The following is an 18662-nucleotide window of genomic DNA, read 5'->3' on the forward strand; positions in this document are numbered from 1 at the left end:
TCTGCCAGGTCGCCCACGACCTGCAGCCCGGCTGGTTCCGACTTCTGCGACTGCGCAAACCAACTGCCCGGACACCCACTCGGGCGGCGCCACACGCATCGCCCACGGCGTCCCCGATGAGGACGGCACGTCACCCGATTCGAAGGAGGTGTTGGTCGAGGCTATGACGCATCGATGCCGTGCAGCAGCGCGCCGAGTCCCCGAAGTGTGCGGGGCCGAAATCTCTGGCCCCCGCACCAGGGCAGGTCGCGGTCTTTACCGGGCACGGAGTGGGGAGTCTGGGTAGGACACGGCGGCACCTCCTGGCGGGCCTGTGCGCAGGAACGGCATGTCGTGGGTGACAACCTCACCTTCCTCGACTATCGGCACGGCGGTGGACAGCACCGAAAGCCCTGAGCTGCCCCGGACATGCGGACTCGGATGGAGAGGCACCATCGTCAGTGCGGCTGTGGTGGCCGTTCGGGGAGCGGAAGGCCGTGATCGGCCCCCAGGAGCGCACCATCGGCGCCACCCGGATCTGGGCCCTGCCCAACCCCAGCGGGCTGAACGCCCACTGGACCGCCGAGTCCATGGCCGAGGAGTACGCCCGCCTGCGTCTGGCCGCGAGCTCCGAAGGCCCCTGAGTCCCGCCGCCGGCTACGGCGGGTCGACGACGGTGACCCCTGCCATCAGCATGAGGGGGAACTCCTTGTCCCATTGGGCGACGCAGACCACCAGCCACCTGTCCCCGGCCCGCCACAGGTGCACATGGTCGGTGATGTTGCACAGCTCGTCCCACGGTTCCGGTATCTCCTCCCCGTCGAACCCCCGGTCCAGCAGCGATCCCAGGGCGAATATCTGAGGCGGCCCCCACCGGTGGGTCACCGCCTGCGTGATCGCCGCGTACTCGGCGCTGATCTGGTCCTCGGCCTCCTCCCACCCGGAGCCGTCGTCGTCCCAGAAGTCCCGGGTCCGGCTGAGCTGGACCAGGTGGTGACCCGGGCCCGCGCTCTGCTCGCCGGACACGGCCGGCCCGGACGGGAACTCCCGCGTTCGCAGCCGGTCGATCGTGTCGAGATGGTCTGCCGTGGTCATGCCGTCAGTATCGGGCGGGCCACTGACAACTGGCCCGGCGTCACGCGTCGCGCCGCCGCACGGCCAGCCAGCCCGCGGCCAGGGCGGCGAGGGCCCACAGCCCGGCCACCGCGAGACCGCTCCAGGGCCCCAGCGACCCGTCCGCGTGCGCCCTCATCACCGTCTGGCCCGCCCGGTCCGGCATGAACTGCATGGCCCCGCCCGCGACCTGACCCACCACGAAGGGCACGATCAGCAGGAAGGGTATGAGCAGGCTCATCACCAGGGTGCCGCTGCGCACCAGGGCTGTCAGGCCGGCCGACAGCAGGGCGATCAGGGTGAGGTAGGCGCCGCTGCCGAAGACGGCGCGCACCGTCCCGGGGTCGCCGAGGGACAGGGCTTCGTCCCCCATGAACGCCTGCCCGGCGACGAAGGTGACGAGACCGGTGACCTGTCCGACGACGAAGGCAAGTCCGGCCACGGCGGCGGCCTTGGACAGGTACAGCCGGGTCCTGTTGGGCACGGCGGTCAGCGAGACCCGCAGGGCGCCGGCCCGGAACTCGCCCGCGAAGGCGGTCGCGCCGAAGGCGATGGCCGCTATCTGACCGAAGTTGATGCCGAAGAATGCTCCGAGCAGGCGGTCCTCTCCCATGGCTCCGGGCTCGGAAGTGCCGATCGCGGCGGCGGTGAGGACGGTGACGCCCGCGGTGGCGGCGAAGACGGCCACCAGCGATCCGAGGACCGCGCGGGCGGACCGTATCTTGATCCATTCCGAGTGCAGGACGGGGACGGTGGGCAGGGCGGCGGCGGTCACGGCAGTGGCTCCCATCGGGGTCAGGCGGCGGTGGCGGAGTAAGGGGTGCGGTCGGCGGTGAGGTCGAGGTAGGCCTGCTCCAGTGAGGCCCGCTCGTCGGAGAGTTCGAGTACGGCGATGCCCTCCCGGGCGGCGAGGGACCCGATCCGTTCGGCCTGTACGCCGTCGACGGTCCAGCGCCCGTCCTCGGCGGCGGCCATGCGCAGGCCATCGCGGGCCAGGGCGGCCGCCAGCCGGTCCGGCTCGGCGGTCCGCAGCCGCACCCTGGGCGCGCTGCGTGCGTCGATGAACTCCTGGAGGGGGGTGTCGGCGAGCAGTCTGCCCTGCCCGAGGACGACGAGGTGGTCGACGAACGAGGCGGACTCGGCCATCAGGTGGCTGGAGACGAAGACCGTGCGCCCCTCGGCGGCCAGGCTTCGCATCAGCTCGCGGATCCAGATGATCCCTTCCGGGTCGAGGCCGTTGGTCGGCTCGTCCAGCAGCAGGACTCCCGGGTCGCCCAGCAGGGCGGCGGCTATGCCCAGGCGCTGGCGCATGCCGAGTGAGAAGGTGCCGATCCGGCGGCGGGCGACCGCCGCGATGCCGGCCTGTTCGAGGACCTCGTCCACCCGGGCGGCCGGGATGCCGTTGCTGACGGCGAGGGCGAGGAGGTGGTCCCGGGCCCTGCGCCCGGCGTGGGGCGCCTGTGGGTCGAGCAGGGCGCCCACCTCGCGCAGCGGGGTCCGCAGGTCGGTGAACCGGCGCCCGGCGATGGCGGCGCTGCCGGCGGTGGGCCGGTCCAGGCCCAGGATCAGGCGCATGGTGGTGGACTTGCCGGCGCCGTTGGGCCCCAGGAACCCGGTGACCCTGCCCGGCAGGACGTCGAAGGTGAGGTGGTCCACGACCCGTCGGGTGCCGTGGTCCTTGGTCAGTTCGCGGATCTCGATGCGGTTCATGGCTCAAGATTCGCCGTCCGCCCCGGTCCCCTCCCTCCCCCGTGCGGGGGTGCCGTCTCCCCCACGTGGGGGAGACGGCACCGGCCCGTGCGCTGCCACGATGGGGGCATGATCCGACTGCTCCGTGCCCCGTTCCGGCCGGTGACGTACTCGCGCTGGCTGCACCTGTGCGTCCCGGTGCTGCTGCTCGCCCTGTGGATGTTCATCAACCCGCGCGCCCCGTGGATGCCGCTGCTCATCGTCATACCGTTCGGGTTCGTGCCGTGGGTGCGGCTGGCCGAGGGGCTCCAGGCGCAGTTCCTGCTCACCCCGCAGGACCGTGGCGACGAGGACGGCCTCATCGGCACCGCCCCGTCGGCGCGTTGGGCGGACCGGTGGCGGACCGTGCTGTGGCTGGAGATACGCCTCGTCGTCGCCGGTGCGGCCATGTTCGCCACGGTGTGGCTGCCGGTCCAGGCCATCGAGCTGATCGCGATCGCCCTCGGGCATCCGCTCGGCTCGGACCTCGCCGTGCCGTTCACCCCGCCGCGCTGGGCGGCGGCCCTCCTCGTGCCGGTGCCGTTCCTGCTGCTCGTCCTGATCGTGGTCCTGCTCGGCGAGCTGATCACCACCATCGCCCGGCGCCTGCTGGGGCCGTCGGCCGCCGAGCGGCTGACCGCGCTGGAGGCGCGGACGGAGCAGCTGCTGGAGCGGACCCGGATCGCGCGCGAGCTGCACGACTCCATCGGGCACGCCCTGACGGTGGCGGTGGTCCAGGCGGGTGCCGCGCGGGCCGCGGGAGACCCCGAGTTCACCGACCGCGCGCTGAGCGCGATCGAGGAGACCGGCCGGGCCGCGCTGGAGGATCTGGAACGGGTCCTGCTGGTGCTGCGGGAGTCCGCGCAACCGCCGTCGCAGCGGCCGACCCTGATGGAGGCGGACCGGCTGCTGGAGTCGGCCCGCGCCTCGGGGGCGGAGGTCGACGCCCGGCTGACGGGCCCGCTGGAGAAGTTGCCCGGACCGGTCACCCGTGAGGGGTACCGGATCCTGCAGGAGGCGCTCACGAATGTGCTGCGCCACTGCGGTCCCGTTCCCGTCCGGGTGCGGGTGGACATGGCCGCGGGCCGGCTGGAACTGGAGGTGACGAATCCGCTGCCGGAGCGTCCGTCCGTCACGCGGGGCGGCGGGAGTGGTCTGCGGGGCATGAGGGAGCGGGCGGCGCTGCTCGGGGGCGAGGCCGAAACCGGGCTCCACGAGGGTGGTTGGCGGGTGTGCGCGCGGCTTCCGCTGGAGCGAATACCCTGACCGGATGCCGGTTACCGTACTGCTCGTCGACGACGAGCCCCTGGTGCGCGCGGGTCTGCGTGCCGTCCTGGAGGCCCAGCCCGACATCGAGGTGGTGGGTGAGGCCGCGGACGGGGCGTCCGTCATCCCCCTCGTGCGGCAGCTGCGGCCGGACGTGGTGGCGATGGACGTACGGATGCCGCTGCTCGACGGGATCGAGGCGACCAGGGCGGTCCTGCGGTCGGTGGACTCGCCGCCGAAGATCCTCGTGGTCACCACCTTCGAGAACGACGAGTACGTCTACCAGGCGCTGCGCGCCGGAGCCGACGGCTTCCTGCTGAAGCGGGCCCGCCCCTCGGAGATCGTCCACGCGGTGCGGCTCGTGGCCGAGGGCGAGACCCTGCTCTTCCCCGCGGCCGTACGGGCCCTCGCCGCCGAGTACGGGAACCGGGCGGCCCGAGCGGTCCTGGAGCGGGCCGCGCTGACGGAGCGGGAGGAGGCGGTGCTGCGGCTCATGGCCCGGGGGCTGACCAACGTGGAGATCGCCCGCGAGCTGATCGTCGGGACGGAGACCGTGAAGTCCCATGTGAGCGCGGTCCTGGGCAAGCTGGGGGCGCGCGACCGGACCCAGGCGGTGATCGCGGCGTACGAGTCCGGCTTCGTCTCGCCGGCCTGAGGCGGGAGCCGGTTCCCGTCGGCGGGGGGCCGCTTCTCGCCGCCGCGCCGGAGGCGCAGTACGATCCGCCTGACAAGGTCGTTAGCTGGGAGGACACACGTTGGGGCAGCTGACCGGCGGGGATCCCTCTCTGCTCCGGCGCATCAATTCGGCCGTGGTGCTTCGCGCGCTGCGGGCGGCCGGATCGCCCACGCTCACCGACCTCACCCGGGTGACCGGGCTCTCCCGGCCGACCGTGGAGGGGGTCGTGGAGGGGCTGATGGGCACCGGCCTGGTGGTCGAGGCGGTCGCCGAGGAAGGCGCCCGCCGCCAGGGCCGGCCGGCGCGGAGGTTCCGTTTCCGCGCCGAGGCGGGGCACCTGCTCGGCGTCGAGATCGGCTCGCACCGGATCGCGGTGCTGTTGTCCGGGCTCGACGGGCGGGTCATCGGGGCCGGCACCAAGGACGTCTCGGAGACCGCTTCGGCCGATGAGCGTCTGGAACGCGTCAGGACGGCGGTCGCCGATCTGCTGCGCCGGGCCGGTATCCCCCGCGACTCGCTGCGCGCGGTCGGTGTCGGCAGCCCCGGCATCGTCGAGGCGGACGGGACGGTCCGCCTGGGCACGGCCCTGCCGGGCTGGACGGGGCTGCCGCTCGGCGAGCGGCTGCGGCGTTCCTTCCGCTGCCCGGTCCAGGTGGAGAACGACGCCAACGCGGCGGCGCTCGCCGAGCACTGGAAGGGCGCGGCGCGCGACATCGACGACATGGTGTTCGTGATGGCCGGGCTCAGCCCGGGCGCCGGTTCGCTGATCGGCGGCAGGCTGCACCGGGGCTTCGGCGGGGCGGCGGGCGAGATCGGCGCGCTGCACCTGCTGGGCCGGGAGGCGACCCCGGAGCGGCTGCTGTCGACGACGGGCGAGCCCCTGCACCCCCTGGACGAGCCTGCGGTCGCCGAGGTCTTCGCGATGGCCAAGCGGGGCGACGAGCGGGCGGTGGCCGCGGTGGACCGGTTCCTCCAGCGGCTGGTGCACGACGTGGCGGCGCTGGTGCTGGCGATGGACCCGGAGCTGGTGGTCGTGGGCGGCTGGGCGGCCGGACTGGACGGGGTCCTGGAGCCCCTGCGCCGGGAGCTGGAGCGGTACTGCCTGCGCCCGCCCCGGGTGGCGCTGTCCATGCTCGGCGAGGCCGCCGTGGCGACGGGCGCCCTGCGCCTGGCCCTGGACCACGTGGAGGAAGAGCTCTTCGCGGTCGAGCGGACGGTCACCGCCCGCCGCTGACACGGCGGGGAACGCGTCCGGGTACGGAAAACCCCGGGGCCGTGGGGCTCCCGGGGTCCGTGTGCGGGGCGGTCAGGAGGCGGCGCGGGTCTCCGTGATCTCCACGCCCGAGTCACCGAAGGTCAGGCGGCAGGTGTCGGCGCGGTACGTGGCCACCGAGACGGCGGCGGTGCCGGCGGCGGTGAAGTAGCGGGTGGTCACCAGGAGCACGGGCGCGCCGGGCAGCCGGTCCAGCTCCTTGGCGTCGTCGGCGCGGGCGGAGCCCAGCTCGACCGAGCGGTCCTGCCCCTCCAGGGGGAGCCGCTGGAGTTCCCGCATGACGGCGCGGGCCCGGGCGGGGCCGGTGGGGGCGTCGATGGCGGAGAGCCCGGGCACGGAGGCGGCGGGCACGTACAGCAGCTCGGCGGCGACGGCCTGGCCCTGCGTGACGCGGGTCCGGCGCACGGTGTGCACGGGCTCGTCGGCGGCGGTCCCGAGGACCCCGAGGACGGCGGCGGCGGGGACGGTCTCGACGGCGTCGACGGCCTCCCAGCCGTCGGCGCCCTCGCCGGGCCAGCCCTGCTGCGCGCTGCCGACGGCGACGCCCACGCGCGGCGGGGCCACGGTGGTGCCGACGCCGCGGCGGCGCTGCAGGCGGCCTTCGAGTTCGAGCTGCTCCAGGGCCTGGCGCAGGGTGGCTCGGGCGACTCCGAAGCGCGCGGCGAGCTCACGCTCGTTCGGGAGGACCTCGCCGACCGCGAAGTCCTGGTCCAGCGCGTCGCTGAGCACGGTCTTCAGGTGCCAGTACTTCGGCTCCGGCACCGATTCGAGCTGCGTCGTCCCCACCCTGACTCCTCCTGCAATCACCGCTGTCACCGTGTCCGGCATCGCCGTGTTCCAGCGGCGTTTTCGCGCCGCAGTTCCGCGCCCTTGTTTATTAAAGGTTCCTGCACTATCCGCGACGATAGGACGACGCACCCCCTTGGTCAAGACCAATCCTCGCCGCTTTGCCGGGCAGATCGGGCATATGTAGCAACCCGTTCACAGGATGTTCTCGCCCGGCACCCGCGCGTCGCCCGGGCTTCGCAAAGGCTTGTAGCCGGACGCTACTCGACGGTAATCATGGACGCAGTCATTACTGACGGCCTGTCTCATACCCGTCCACCCGACGAGGAGCAGCATGACCGCCACGGTCTCCTTCACGATCGATTCGCCGCTGGGCCCCCGCACCGCCACCGTCGCCTACGAGCGCAAGGGCGCCGGCGAACCACTTCTCCTGCTGCACGGCATCGGCCACCACCTCCAGGCCTGGCACCCGGTGACCCAGGTCCTGGCCGCCGACCACGACGTCATCGCCGTCGACCTGCCCGGCTTCGGCGCCTCCGGGCCCCTGCCCGCAGGCGTCCCCTACGACCTCGCCACCGTCACCCCGGCCCTCGGCGCGCTCTGCTCGGCACTCGGCGTCGAGCGCCCGCACGTCGCGGGCAACTCCCTGGGCGGCCTGCTCGCCCTGGACATGGGGCGCACCGGTCTCGCCCGCTCGGTCACCGCCCTCTCCCCCGCCGGGTTCTGGTCGGAGCCCGAGCGGCTCTACGCGTTCACCGCGCTGCGCGCCATGCGCGCCGGGGCCAGGGCGCTGCCGCTGCCGGCCCTGGACCGGCTCTCGCGCAGCGGACCCGGCCGCGCCGCCCTCACCGGCAGCATCTACGCCCGCCCCGCCCACCGCGCCCCGGAGGCGGTGGTGGCCGAGACCCTCGCCCTGCGGGAGGCCACCGGCTTCGAGGAGACCCTGGCGGCGGGCGGCTCCGTACGCTTCACCGACGACGTGCCCGGCATCCCCGTCACGATCGCCTGGGGCACCCGGGACCGGCTGCTGCTGCGCCGCCAGGGCGTGCGGGCCAAGCACACCGTCCCCGGGGCGCGGCTGGTCCGGCTCCCGGGCTGCGGTCACGTGCCGATGAACGACGACCCGGCGCTGGTGGCACGCGTCATCCTGGACACGGCGAAGGCCCGGCAGGACGGCAGGACGACGGGTGCAACGGCGCGCCGCACATGACCGGCTGACGGCTGTTCATCCACGGTTCGCATGGGCGACGCGGTCGGTCCCGTGTGCGAAGGCACACTGGTCCGGCCCGCCCCCGCCGGCCCCTGGAGACGCAACCCATGGCACCGATGCCGCACACCCGCCGGACCCTGCTCGGCGGTTCCCTGGCCGTCCCGCTGGGCCTGGCCCTGTCCACCGCGCTGGCCTCGCCCGCCCTGGCCTCCCCCCGACGGGCCGCCGCCTTCGTCCGCTCCGGCCGCCCGGCAGCGCTGTGGGGCACCCAGTCGGGAGAGGTCACCTCCCACTCGGCCGCCATCTGGACCCGCTCCGACCGTCCCGCCCGGATGTACGTGGAGACCTCCCCGAGCGAGTCGTTCCGCTACGGCGTCCGCCGCCACGGCGGCTCCTTCCTCGGCCCCGCCACCGACCACACCGGCACCACGACCCTGCGCGACCTGCCGCCCGGCCGGCACATCCACTACCGGGTCGTGCTCACGGACCCCGACGACCCGCGCCGCTCCGGCGAGCCGGTGCACGGCAGCTTCCGTACCACCCCCGCCTCCCGCCGCCACGACGTGCGCTTCCTGTGGTCCGGGGACCTGGCGGGCCAGGGCTGGGGCATCAACCCGGAACTGGGCGGCTACCGCGTCTTCGACGAGATGCGGCTGCGCGACCCCGACTTCTTCCTCTTCAGCGGGGACACGATCTACGCGGACGGGCCGATCAAGGCCGCCGTGCCGCTGCCCGACGGCCGCGTCTGGCACAACGTGACCACGGAGGAGAAGTCCAAGGTCGCGGAGACCCTGGACGAGTTCCGCGGGAACTTCCGGTACAACCTGCTGGACCGCAACCTGCGCGACTTCTACGCCCAGGTCCCCGTGGTCGCCCAGTGGGACGACCACGAGGTGCGCAACAACTGGTACCCCGGCCAGCTGCTCGACGACCCCCGCTACACCGTCAAGGACGTCGACACCCTCGCCGCCCGCGCCCGCCAGGCCTTCGGCGAGTACTTCCCGGTCACGGACCTGCGCGGCGGACGCACCGAGGGGCGGATGTACCGGGTGCTGCGGCACGGCCCGCTGCTGGACGTGTTCGTGCTGGACATGCGGACGTACCGCGACGCCAACTCCCCCGGCCGCCAGACCGAGGACCAGATCGGCATCCTCGGCGCCGAGCAGCTGGCCTGGCTGAAGCGGGAGCTCTCGCGCTCCCGCGCCACCTGGAAGGTGATCGCCGCGGACATGCCGCTCGGCATCGTCGTCCCCGACGGGGCGGTGAACTTCGAGGCGGTGGCCCAGGGCGACCCGGGGGCGCCTCTGGGGCGCGAGCTCCAGATCGCCGACCTCCTGCGGCACGTCAAGCACCAGCACATCACCGGCACCCTCTGGCTCACCGCCGACGTCCACTACACCGCCGCCAACCACTACGCGCCCGAGCGCGCGGCCTTCTCCGACTTCGCGCCGTTCTGGGAGTTCGTGTCCGGGCCGATCGGCGCGGGCGGCTTCCCGGCGGGCCGGCTCGACGCGACCTTCGGCCCGAAGACGGAGTTCGTCCAGTCGGCGCCGGTCGCCAACATGTCCCCGGCGGAGAACCCCCCGTACTACGGCGAGGTCGAGATCGACGGCGGCAGCGGGGAGCTGACCGTCCGGCTGCGCCGCCAGGGAGGCGGCGTACTCTTCACCCGGGTCCTCCAGCCGGGCCGCGTCGGACAGTCGTGACCGACGCCGGGTGACCGACGCCTGGCGGCCGACGCCTCGTGACCGACCGACCCCTGGCGGCCGACACCTGGCGGCCAACACCTGGCGGCCAACACCTGGTGACCGGCCGGCGGCTCACCGCCCACCGGCCGGTCTCCAGTGGAAATCCGCTGGAAAACCAGGCGAAACCGACCAGATCGACGCTTAACCAGTCGGTCACAGATCGTTCGCGATCACGCAACACCCCTGAGCCAGAGTGGTGTGCATGACTGACCGTAACCCTCTCTCCGCCGCCCAGCGCCCCCACCGCCACCACTGGCGCCGGGACCTCGTCGAACTCGCCGCCCTCTTCTGCGCCGTCGCGGTCGCCGACGGCATCGCCAACCTCGTCGCGCACGGCCCGGACGGCCCCGTCCTGCTGGTCGCCTCGGCCGTCGCGCTCCTGGTCACCGCGGCCTTCCACACCTGGTGGGCACGCCGGCACAGCCATGCGCCGCCCCCGGCGGCCAAGGCCCCCTCCGATACCGCCGCCTCCGGTCCGGCCGCCCCCGCCCCGGGGGCCGCGCCCGCCAACCCCGCGCTCTGGCGGATGCGGACGACCGTGCGCGACGAGCCCGGCAGCCTCGCCGCGCTGTGCACCGCGCTCGCCCGCGAGGACGTCGACATCCTGACCCTCCAGACGCACCCCCTCCCCGAGGGCGGCACGGTCGACGAGTTCCTGCTGCGCACCCCGCGCGAACTGGCGGCCGCCGACCTGACCCGCGCCGTCGCCCAGGCCGGCGGCCGCAGCACCTGGATCGAGCGCGCCGACGCCCACGACCTGGTGGACGCCCCCACCCGGGTCCTGGGCCTGGCCACCCGCACCGCCCTGGACGCCGCCGAACTCCCGCTCGCGCTGCGCCAGCTGCTCGGCCGCTGCACCATCCAGTCGATCCCCGCGACCACCCTCTCGGGCCGCCCCAACACGGGCGCCGACGCCCCCGTCGAAGGCGTCCTGGAGGCCACGGTGATGCGACTGCGCGACCCCGCGGGCGGCGCGATCACCGTGGAGCGGCCCTACCTGCCCTTCACCCCGACCGAGTTCGCCCGCGCCCGCGCCCTCGTCGAGCTCGACGCGCGCCTCGGGCACCGGATGCCCCGGAGCCAGGACGTGCTGACCCTGCCCGAGGGCAACGAGATCACCGTGCGCCGCGCCGACGGATCCGACCTCGCGGCCGCCCGCGCCATGCACGAGCGGTGCAGCGAGCGCACCCTCGGCCTGCGCTACCACGGCCCGGTCGCCGACGCCGACCGCTACCTCGGCCACCTGCTGAGCCCCCGCTTCGGCCGCACCCTCGCCGCCACCACCGCCTCCGGCAAGCTCGTCGCCCTCGGCCACCTGCTGTGGGACGGGGACGAGACCGAGGTGGCGCTGCTCATCGAGGACGACTGGCAGCGCCGCGGCATCGGTTCACAGCTGCTGCGCCGCCTCATCGCGATGGCCGTCGAAGCCGGCTGCGACAGCGTGTACGCCGTCACGCAGGCCTCCAACACCGGGATGGTCGCGGCCATGCGCGGGCTCGGCCTGCCCCTCGACTACCAGATCGAGGAGGGCACCCTGGTGATCACCGCCCGTCTCGACGCGACCCCGGTCGTCTCGCGCCTGCCGTACGAACTCCCGCGCGCGCAGGCCCCGTACGGGAGCCGGCAGCACCCCGGGCGCTGACCGGGGGCCCTCGTCCGGAGGTCTTGGGTCCGTGGCCGCCCAGCCGTTCCGTCAGGAGGTTGAGCGGCTATGGTGATGACGAAGGCACCCCCCGCGTACGAAGATGTGCGCATGCCAGACACCCTCCAGACCGACAGCGCAGCGCGTCTGCCCCGCCAGGTCGCCGACGCCTACGTCGACGACCTCATCGCACTCGACCCGATCCAGGGCACCTACCTCGGTGTCGCCGCCAGCTCCGGCCGGCTGCCCGACTACTCCCCCGCCGGCCGCGCCGCGGTCGGCGAACTGCTGCGGGCCACGCTCGCCCGGCTGGACGCCGCCGAGCGGATGCCCGGCGCCGAATCGGACGCCGAGCGCCGTTGCGCCCGGCTGCTGCGCGAGCGGCTGAACGCCGAGCTCGCGGTGCACGAGGCCGACGAGGACCTGCGGGCCGTCAGCAACATCCACTCCCCCGCGCACGCCGTCCGCGAGGTGTTCACCCTCACCCCCGCCGACACGGAGGAGGAGTGGTCCGCGATCGCCGAACGGCTGCGCGCCGTACCGGCCTGCTTCGCCGGCTACCGCGAGAGCCTCGCCCTCGGCCTGGAACGCGGCCTGCACGGCAGCCCGCGCCCCGCCGCCACCTTCGTCGAACAGCTCACCACCTGGGCCGGCCAGGACGGCGACGGCTCCCGCGACTTCTTCGGCGAGTTCGCCTCCGCCGGGCCCGAGTCCCTGCGCGCGGAGCTGGACGGGGCGGCGGCCGCCGCGACGGCCGCCGTGGCCGAACTGCGCGACTGGATGCGCGACGTGTACGCGCCGGCCGTCGCCGGCGGGCCGGACCCGGTGGGCCGCGAGCGCTACGCCCGCTGGTCCCGCTACTTCAACGGCACGGACCTGGACCTGGACGAGGCGTACGCCTACGGCTGGGCCGAGTACCACCGGCTGCTCGCCGAGATGAAGGCCGAGGCGGCCAAGATCCTGCCGGGCGAGCCGAACCCGTGGGACGCCCTGCGCCACCTGGACGAGCACGGCACCCACATCGAGGGCGTCGACGAGGTCCGCGCGTGGCTGCAGGGCCTGATGGACGAGGCCATCGAGAACCTCGACGGCACCCACTTCGAACTCGCCGAGCGGGTCAAGCGGGTCGAGTCGATGATCGCGCCGCCCGGCGGCGCCGCGGCCCCGTACTACACCAACCCCTCCGAGGACTTCTCCCGGCCGGGCCGCACCTGGCTGCCGACGATGGGCCAGACCCGCTTCCCGGTGTACGACCTGGTCTCCACCTGGTACCACGAGGGCGTTCCGGGCCACCACCTGCAGCTCGCGCAGTGGACGCACGTCGCCGACCAGCTCTCCCGCTACCAGGCGACCGTGGGGCTCGTCAGCGCCAACGCCGAGGGCTGGGCGCTGTACGCGGAGCGCCTGATGGACGAGCTCGGCTACCTCAAGGACGCCGAGCAGCGGCTGGGCTACCTGGACTGCCAGATGATGCGCGCCACCCGCGTGATCGTGGACATCGGCATGCACCTGGGGCTGGAGATCCCGGCGGACTCGCCGTTCCACCCGGGCGAGCGCTGGACCGTCGGCCTGGCGCAGGAGTTCTTCGGCCTGCACAGCGGCCGGCCGGCGGACTTCGTGGAGAGCGAGCTGACCCGCTACCTGTCGATGCCCGGCCAGGCCATCGGGTACAAGCTGGGCGAGCGCGCCTGGCTGCTGGGGCGGGACAACGCCCGTGCCGCGCACGGTGAGTCCTTCGACCTGAAGAAGTGGCACATGGCGGCGCTGTCGCAGGGCTCGCTGGGCCTGGACGACCTGCTGGACGAGCTGTCGCGGCTCTGACCGCGCACCGGCGGGCCGCCCGTTCCCAGGTGGGGGGCGGGCGCCCCGCCGTCGTCGCGCGGGCGGTGCGGGTTCAGCAGCCGCAGTCGTCCGAGTCGGTGGGGGCGGTCAGCGGGTCGGCCTCGGCGCGCTGCCGGCTGCCCTCCCAGGTCTCCACCTCGAAGCCCTCGCGGATCCAGTACTCGATGCCGCCGAGCATCTCCTTGACCTGGAAGCCCAGTTCGGCCAGGGCGAGGGCGGAGCGGGTGCCGCCGTTGCAGCCGGGGCCCCAGCAGTAGGTCACCACGGGGACGTCCTTGTCGAGGAGCTTCTCGGCCTGCTCGGGGATCAGCGCGGTGGGCAGGTGGATCGCGCCGGGCACGTGGGCCTGGTCCCAGGACGGCGTGGAGCGGGAGTCGATCAGCTGGAAGCCGAGGTCGGCGCCCTGCTCGCGGTGGGCCTTGAAGGCGGCGGCGACGTCCGACACGTCCGCGTGGAAGGCCAGGCTCGCGGCGAAGTAGGCGGCCGCGGCGGCCGGGCTCGCCGGGGGGACCCGGAGCACGGGGTTGACGGTGGCGGGGGTGCTGGTCTGGTTCTGCGTCGTCGTCATGGCTCAAAATCTACGAGCAGACGATCAAGGCGAGAAGTGGATTTCCCCGGCCTTTCCCTTGTTCCCCCGGGGATTCCCCTGCTAGACCTCCGGCATGACCGGTTATTCCCCCGACGCCACCGACTGGCGGATCCTCGCGGCGCTCCAGCAGGACGGCCGCGCCAGCTTCACCGAACTCGCCCGCACCGTCTCGATGTCCGCGAGCGCCGTCACCGAGCGGGTCCGCCGCCTGGAGGAGGCCGGGATCATCACCGGCTACACGGCGGTGGTCGACCACGAGAAGCTGGGCAAGGCGATCCTGGCCCTGGTGCGGCTGCGCTATCCGCACGGCAACTACAAGCCGTTCCACGACTTCCTGGAGGCCACCTCCGAAATCCTGGAGGCCCACCACGTGACCGGGGACGACTGCTTCGTCCTCAAGGTGGCCGCCCGTTCGATGGCCCACCTGGAGGAGGTCACGGGCCGGATCGCCGGGCTGGGCCCGGTGACCACCAGCGTCGTGTACTCCTCCCCGCTCGCCCGGCGCCCGCTCAGTCCGTGACGCCCGCCGTGCGGTGGCGCACCACGGAGCCGCCGCGCTGCTTGACGATCTCCAGCTGCGCCTGGACGCGGGTGCGCAGGTCGCCGACGTGGCTGACGATGCCGACGCTGCGGTCCCGCTCGCGCAGCGAGTCCAGTACGTCGAGCACCTCGTCCAGCGCCTGGTCGTCGAGGCTGCCGAAGCCCTCGTCGATGAAGAGGGTGTCCAGCCGCATGCCGCCGGCCTCGTCGGTGACCACGTCGGCCAGGCCCAGCGCGAGGGCGAGGGAGGCGAAGAAGGTCTCGCCGCCCGACAGGGTGGCGGTGTCCCGCTCGCTGCCGGTCCACGCGTCCAGCACGTGCAGCCCGAGGCCGGAGCGCCCGCGTGCGCCCGACCGGGCGTCGGAGTGGACGAGGGTGTAGCGGCCGCCGGACATCCGCAGCAGCCGTACGGTCGCGGCGGCGGCGACCTGCTCCAGCCGCGCGGCCAGCACGTACGCCTCCAGGCGCATCTTGCGCTCGTTGTCGGCGGAGGTGCCCGCGGTGAGCCCGGCCAGCCGGGCCACCCGCTCGTACGCCTCGCGCAGCGGGCCCAGGGCGCGCAGCTCCTGCTCCGCCTGGCGCGAGAGCCGGTCCAGCTCGGCGCACCGCACCCGGGCGGCGTCCACCGCCGAGCCGGCGGAGCGCAGCCGTGCGGCGGCCCGCTCCTCGGCGGCCGCGGCGGCGGCCGGCTCGGCGGGGGGCAGGGCGGCAGCGGCGGCGGTGTCCTGCTCGGCGCGCCGGTCGGCCAGCATCGCCTCCTCGGCCTGCCAGGCGTCGAGGCGGTGCTGGAGGGCGGTGCGCTCGTACTCGGGGAGCACGGCGTCGGCGGCCTGCTCGGTGGTGTCGAACCCGGCCTTGAAGGCGGCGTCGGCGAGCTGGTCGTCGGCCTCCTTCAGCCGGGCGGCGGTGGTCTCGGCCCGGCGCAGCGCGGCGGCGGCCGTGGTGACCATCCGGATCCGGTCCTCCAGGGTGCGGGCGCGGGCGGCGACGCTGGGCGAGTCGGCGCGGACGAGGACCAGTTCGGCTTCGAGGGAGGCCTGCTCCTGGTCGAGGGCCTCGCGCCGGGAGGCCCGGGCGGCGGCGCGGCGCTCGGCTTCGAGCCGGTCGGAGCTGCGGGCCTGGTGCTCCCGTTCGGCGCGGGCGAGCCGCTCGCGGGCGGTGTGGAGCGCGGCGGCGTCCGCGTGGGCGGCGGCGTGGCGGGCGCTCAGGTCGGCGGTGAGGGCGAGGAGTTCGGCGGTGGTGGCGTCCCCGGCGGCGGAGGCGGCCTCGGTCTCGGCCTCCCGGACGGCGGCGAGCCGCCGCTCGACGGCGGCCCTGCGCTCCTCGGCCTGCTCGAAGCGGGCGTGGGCGGCGTCCTCGGCGGCGCGGTCGACGTGCCCGGGGGCGGGGCGGGCCGGGGCGGGGTGCTCGGCGGACCCGCACACCGTGCAGGGCTCCCCGGCGGTCAGCGCGCCGGCCAGCTCGGCGGCGATGCCGCGCAGCCGGGCCTCCTTCAGCTCCAGCCAGGTCTCCCGGGCGGTGGACGACGCCTCGCGCGCCCGCAGCAGTTCGCCCGCGGCGGCTTCGGCGTCGGCGGCGAGGGAGTCCCGGCGCCGGGCGGCGGTCAGCTGCATCCGGGCGGGCTCCAGCCGCCCCGCCAGCTGCTCGGCGAGGGTGAGGGCCTGCTGCGCGGAGTCGGCCTGCTCCTGGAGGGCGGCCCGGGTGGCCTCCCAGCGGGCGAGCCACTCGGCGGACTCCTGGTACCGCTCGTCGGCGTCCCGGGACTCCCGCTCCAGCGTGGCCCGCTCCCGGCCGATCTCGGCGCTGCGCTGTTCCGCGCGCTGGGCGGCGCCGGCCGCGCCGAGGTCCTCGCGCAGCCGCTGCTCGACGGCGGCGAGCTGTTCGGTGCCGGCTCCGGCGAGCGGCGGGGGCAGTTCCGCGCGGGCCAGGGTCTCGGCGTGCGCGGCGGTGAGGTGTGCGGCGGCCGCGGCCCCGCGCAGTTCCAGGGCGGGGGCCACGAGGGCGCCCCGGCGGGCCCGGTCCAGCAGGGCCCGTACCCGCTCGCGCTCCGGCGCGGCCTGCGCCAGCAGCTCCGCCCGGCGGGCGGTCTCGGCGTGGCGGTGCTGGAGCCGGTCGAGTTCCCGCGCCTCCTCGGCGTGGCGCCGGGCTGCGGCGTGGCGTCCCTCGACGGCGGCGAGCGCGTACTCGGCGACGGTGAGCCGTTCCCGGGCGGAGCAGCGGGCGACGGCGGCCCAGGCGCGGACGGCGTCGGCGAGGCCGGGGTCGCCGGGCTGGTGGCCGGGCAGCGGCCAGGCCCGCAGGTCGGCGCTGTGCCCGGCGGCCTGTGCGAGGCGCTGGGCGGCGGCGAGGACCTTCTCGTCGCCGGCCCGGACCTTGGCCTCGGCGGCGCGGCGCCGTTCGGCGAGCAGGGTCTCGACGGCGGCGAAGCGGCGGGTGTCGAAGAGCCGGCCGAGGAGCCGGCCGCGGGCTTCGGCGCCGGCCCGCAGGAACTGGGCGAACTCCCCCTGGGGGAGCAGGACGACCTGGCAGAACTGCTCGCGGCTCATGCCGAGGAGCTGTTCGACCTCCTCGCCGATCTCCTGGTGGGAGCGGCTGAGCGCGGTCCAGCCGTCGCCGGTGTGCTCGCGGAGCCAGGACTGGGCCTTGTCCTTGGTGGTGCCGGTGCCGCGCTTCTTGGGGCGGTCCTGTTCGGGGCGCCGGGTGATCTCCAGGCGGCGGCCGCCCGCGGTGAGTTCGAGGGTGACCTCGGTGGGGGTGTCGGGGGCGGCGTGGTCGCTGCGCAGGGTGGTGCCGGGGGCCTGTCGGGAGCCGGGGACGGATCCGTAGAGGGCGTAGCAGACGGCGTCGAGGACGGAGGTCTTGCCGGCGCCGGTGGGGCCGTGCAGCAGGAAGATCCCGGCGCCGGAGAGGGTGTCGAAGTCGATGGTCTGGGGTTCGGCGAAGGGGCCGAAGGCGGTGATGTGGAGCCGGTGCAGCCTCATCGGCCGGCCTCCTGGCGGCCGTCCTCGGCCCGTACGGCCTCGAAGGCGCCGCGCAGCACGGCCCGCTCGGCCTCGTCGGCGCTGCCGCCGCCGCGGACGTGGGCGACGAAGTCCTCGGCGATCTCCTGGTCGCTGCGGCCCTTGAGGCGCTGGGCGTAGGAGGCCGTGCCGTCCTCCTCGCGGCCCTCGGGGTCGAAGGCGAGGCTGAGGGTGTGCGGGAAGCGGGCGGCGAGGCGGGCCATGGGGTCCTCGGGGCGGGCGGGGTCGGTGAGGGTGACCTCGATCCAGGAGTCCTCGTACGCGGTGTGGGCGGGGTCCTCCAGGAGGTCCTCCAGCCGTCCGCGCAGCCGGGCGAGGGGGCGGGGCACGGGGGTGTCGATCCGCTCGGCGGTGATCTCACCGGCCGGGCCGAGGTCGATCAGCCACATGGTCTTGCGGTGGGCCGCCTCGGAGAAGGAGTAGGCGAGCGGGGAACCGGAGTAGCGGACCCGTTCGTTGATCGTCTGGCAGCCGTGGAGGTGGCCGAGGGCGGCGTAGTCGACGCCGTCGAAGACGGAGGCGGGTACGGCCTCGACCCCGCCGACGGCGATGTCGCGTTCGCTGTCGCTGGCCTGCCCGCCGGTGACGAAGGCGTGGGCGAGGACCACGGAGCGGGTGCCGGGGGCGCGGCCGGCCAGGTCGGCCCGGATCCGGTCCATGGCCGCGCCGAGCACGGCTTCGTGGCTGACCTTCTCGGCGGCGAGGGTGTCCTTGACCAGTGCCGGTTCCAGGTAGGGCAGCCCGTAGAAGGCCACGTCACCGTGTACGTCGGCCAGCACCACGGGGTCGGCACAGCCGGCGGGGTCGGTCCTGAGGTGGATCCCGGCCCGGCCGATCAGCCCGGCGCCGACACCGAGGCGGCGGGCCGAGTCGTGGTTCCCGGAGATCATCACCGTCGGGACGCCGAGGTCGGCGAGCCGGTGCAGGGCCCGGTCGTAGAGCTCGACGGCGGGCAGCGGGGGCACGGCCCGGTCGTACACGTCGCCGGCGACGAGGACGGCGTCGGCCTCGTACTCCCGGACGGCTTCGACGAGGTGGTCGACGAAGGCGGCCTGGGCCCCGAGCATGTTCACGCGGTGGAAGGACCGGCCGAGGTGCCAGTCGGAGGTGTGCAGGAACTTCACTCGACCGCTCCGACCCGCACGCTTGCTCTCCTCTGGCTCCGCACCGACCATCCAGGCTAACCCGTGCGCGGGCGCGCCCCGGCCGGACCGGGAATTCCGCCCGCTCCCGGGCGCGCGGCGGGGGCC

The 18662-nt window shown here is 74.4% G+C and carries 15 protein-coding genes and 1 pseudogene; 9 read left to right on the forward strand and 7 right to left on the reverse strand.

Annotation, left to right across the window (positions count from 1 at the left end; translation table 11 throughout):
* Positions 1–458 precede the first annotated feature (458 nt).
* A pseudogene (locus tag AC07A6_RS18375) lies at positions 459–623 on the forward strand (mismatch-specific DNA-glycosylase); the annotation flags it as partial.
* Positions 624–636: 13 nt separating this feature from the next.
* Here the strand turns inward: AC07A6_RS18375 and AC07A6_RS18380 are convergent.
* From AC07A6_RS18380 to AC07A6_RS18390, 3 genes are read right to left on the reverse strand one after another with little or no spacing between them, the layout of a single operon-like run.
* Positions 637–1074, reverse strand: coding sequence for a hypothetical protein (locus AC07A6_RS18380; RefSeq protein ID WP_478777732.1), 438 nt, complete (start codon positions 1072–1074; stop codon positions 637–639).
* 40 nt (positions 1075–1114) lie between these two features.
* A complete protein-coding gene (locus tag AC07A6_RS18385; protein ID WP_478777764.1) occupies positions 1115–1852 on the reverse strand; it encodes an ABC transporter permease in 738 nt (245 codons plus the stop codon).
* A 35-nt stretch (positions 1853–1887) separates the two neighbouring features.
* Positions 1888–2802, reverse strand: coding sequence for an ATP-binding cassette domain-containing protein (locus tag AC07A6_RS18390; protein ID WP_478777733.1), 915 nt, complete (start codon positions 2800–2802; stop codon positions 1888–1890).
* A gap of 108 nt (positions 2803–2910) precedes the next feature.
* Between AC07A6_RS18390 and AC07A6_RS18395 the strand changes: the two genes are divergently transcribed.
* From AC07A6_RS18395 to AC07A6_RS18405, 3 genes are all read left to right on the forward strand, one after another.
* Positions 2911–4086 (forward strand): sensor histidine kinase, encoded by a 1176-nt coding sequence (locus tag AC07A6_RS18395; RefSeq protein WP_478777734.1) that lies wholly within the window; start codon positions 2911–2913, stop codon positions 4084–4086.
* 4 nt (positions 4087–4090) lie between these two features.
* Positions 4091–4741, forward strand: coding sequence for a response regulator (locus AC07A6_RS18400; RefSeq protein WP_125815448.1), 651 nt, complete (start codon positions 4091–4093; stop codon positions 4739–4741).
* 100 nt (positions 4742–4841) lie between these two features.
* Positions 4842–5996, forward strand: coding sequence for an ROK family transcriptional regulator (locus AC07A6_RS18405; RefSeq protein ID WP_362463842.1), 1155 nt, complete (start codon positions 4842–4844; stop codon positions 5994–5996).
* Positions 5997–6068: 72 nt separating this feature from the next.
* Here AC07A6_RS18405 and AC07A6_RS18410 read toward each other — a convergent pair whose 3' ends face one another.
* Positions 6069–6821: a GntR family transcriptional regulator gene (locus AC07A6_RS18410; protein ID WP_362463845.1), complete on the reverse strand. Its 753-nt coding sequence runs from the start codon at positions 6819–6821 to the stop codon at positions 6069–6071.
* A gap of 334 nt (positions 6822–7155) precedes the next feature.
* On the opposite strand from AC07A6_RS18410, the gene AC07A6_RS18415 reads away from it, so the two are divergent.
* The 4 genes from AC07A6_RS18415 to AC07A6_RS18430 all read left to right on the forward strand — a co-directional run bounded on the left by AC07A6_RS18415 (position 7156) and on the right by AC07A6_RS18430 (position 13242).
* Positions 7156–8031: an alpha/beta fold hydrolase gene (locus AC07A6_RS18415; protein ID WP_478777735.1), complete on the forward strand. Its 876-nt coding sequence runs from the start codon at positions 7156–7158 to the stop codon at positions 8029–8031.
* Positions 8032–8138: 107 nt separating this feature from the next.
* Positions 8139–9737, forward strand: coding sequence for an alkaline phosphatase D family protein (locus AC07A6_RS18420; protein WP_478777736.1), 1599 nt, complete (start codon positions 8139–8141; stop codon positions 9735–9737).
* 244 nt (positions 9738–9981) lie between these two features.
* Entirely contained in the window at positions 9982–11421 is a 1440-nt protein-coding gene (locus AC07A6_RS18425) for a GNAT family N-acetyltransferase (protein ID WP_362463851.1), read from the forward strand.
* 111 nt (positions 11422–11532) lie between these two features.
* Positions 11533–13242 (forward strand): DUF885 domain-containing protein, encoded by a 1710-nt coding sequence (locus AC07A6_RS18430; RefSeq protein WP_478777737.1) that lies wholly within the window; start codon positions 11533–11535, stop codon positions 13240–13242.
* 73 nt (positions 13243–13315) lie between these two features.
* Here AC07A6_RS18430 and AC07A6_RS18435 read toward each other — a convergent pair whose 3' ends face one another.
* Positions 13316–13831: a rhodanese-like domain-containing protein gene (locus AC07A6_RS18435; RefSeq protein ID WP_362463856.1), complete on the reverse strand. Its 516-nt coding sequence runs from the start codon at positions 13829–13831 to the stop codon at positions 13316–13318.
* A 94-nt stretch (positions 13832–13925) separates the two neighbouring features.
* Here AC07A6_RS18435 and AC07A6_RS18440 point away from each other — a divergent pair, with 94 nt between their 5' ends.
* Positions 13926–14372 (forward strand): Lrp/AsnC family transcriptional regulator, encoded by a 447-nt coding sequence (locus AC07A6_RS18440; RefSeq protein ID WP_007262840.1) that lies wholly within the window; start codon positions 13926–13928, stop codon positions 14370–14372.
* Here the strand turns inward: AC07A6_RS18440 and AC07A6_RS18445 are convergent.
* The gene (locus tag AC07A6_RS18445) at positions 14362–17373 is read right to left on the reverse strand and encodes an AAA family ATPase (RefSeq protein WP_478777738.1); all 3012 of its coding nucleotides are present in this window, start codon (positions 17371–17373) and stop codon (positions 14362–14364) included. The genes AC07A6_RS18440 and AC07A6_RS18445 overlap by 11 nt on opposite strands.
* A complete protein-coding gene (locus tag AC07A6_RS18450; RefSeq protein WP_478777739.1) occupies positions 17370–18536 on the reverse strand; it encodes an exonuclease SbcCD subunit D in 1167 nt (388 codons plus the stop codon). The genes AC07A6_RS18445 and AC07A6_RS18450 overlap by 4 nt, the downstream gene beginning before the upstream one ends.
* Between the last annotated feature and the right edge of the window lie 126 nt (positions 18537–18662).

This window comes from Streptomyces sp. NPDC044002 (genome assembly GCF_056434525.1).

Excerpts from the sequence above, each read along its gene's own strand:
- AC07A6_RS18380 (WP_478777732.1), bottom strand. The coding sequence starts at position 1,074 with ATGACCACGGCAGACCATCTCGACACGATCGACCGGCTGCGAACGCGG.
- AC07A6_RS18390 (WP_478777733.1), bottom strand. The coding sequence starts at position 2,802 with ATGAACCGCATCGAGATCCGCGAACTGACCAAGGACCACGGCACCCGA.
- AC07A6_RS18395 (WP_478777734.1), top strand. The coding sequence starts at position 2,911 with ATGATCCGACTGCTCCGTGCCCCGTTCCGGCCGGTGACGTACTCGCGC.
- AC07A6_RS18400 (WP_125815448.1), top strand. The coding sequence starts at position 4,091 with ATGCCGGTTACCGTACTGCTCGTCGACGACGAGCCCCTGGTGCGCGCG.
- AC07A6_RS18415 (WP_478777735.1), top strand. The coding sequence starts at position 7,156 with ATGACCGCCACGGTCTCCTTCACGATCGATTCGCCGCTGGGCCCCCGC.
- AC07A6_RS18420 (WP_478777736.1), top strand. The coding sequence starts at position 8,139 with ATGGCACCGATGCCGCACACCCGCCGGACCCTGCTCGGCGGTTCCCTG.
- AC07A6_RS18425 (WP_362463851.1), top strand. The coding sequence starts at position 9,982 with ATGACTGACCGTAACCCTCTCTCCGCCGCCCAGCGCCCCCACCGCCAC.
- AC07A6_RS18430 (WP_478777737.1), top strand. The coding sequence starts at position 11,533 with ATGCCAGACACCCTCCAGACCGACAGCGCAGCGCGTCTGCCCCGCCAG.
- AC07A6_RS18435 (WP_362463856.1), bottom strand. The coding sequence starts at position 13,831 with ATGACGACGACGCAGAACCAGACCAGCACCCCCGCCACCGTCAACCCC.
- AC07A6_RS18440 (WP_007262840.1), top strand. The coding sequence starts at position 13,926 with ATGACCGGTTATTCCCCCGACGCCACCGACTGGCGGATCCTCGCGGCG.
- AC07A6_RS18445 (WP_478777738.1), bottom strand. The coding sequence starts at position 17,373 with ATGAGGCTGCACCGGCTCCACATCACCGCCTTCGGCCCCTTCGCCGAA.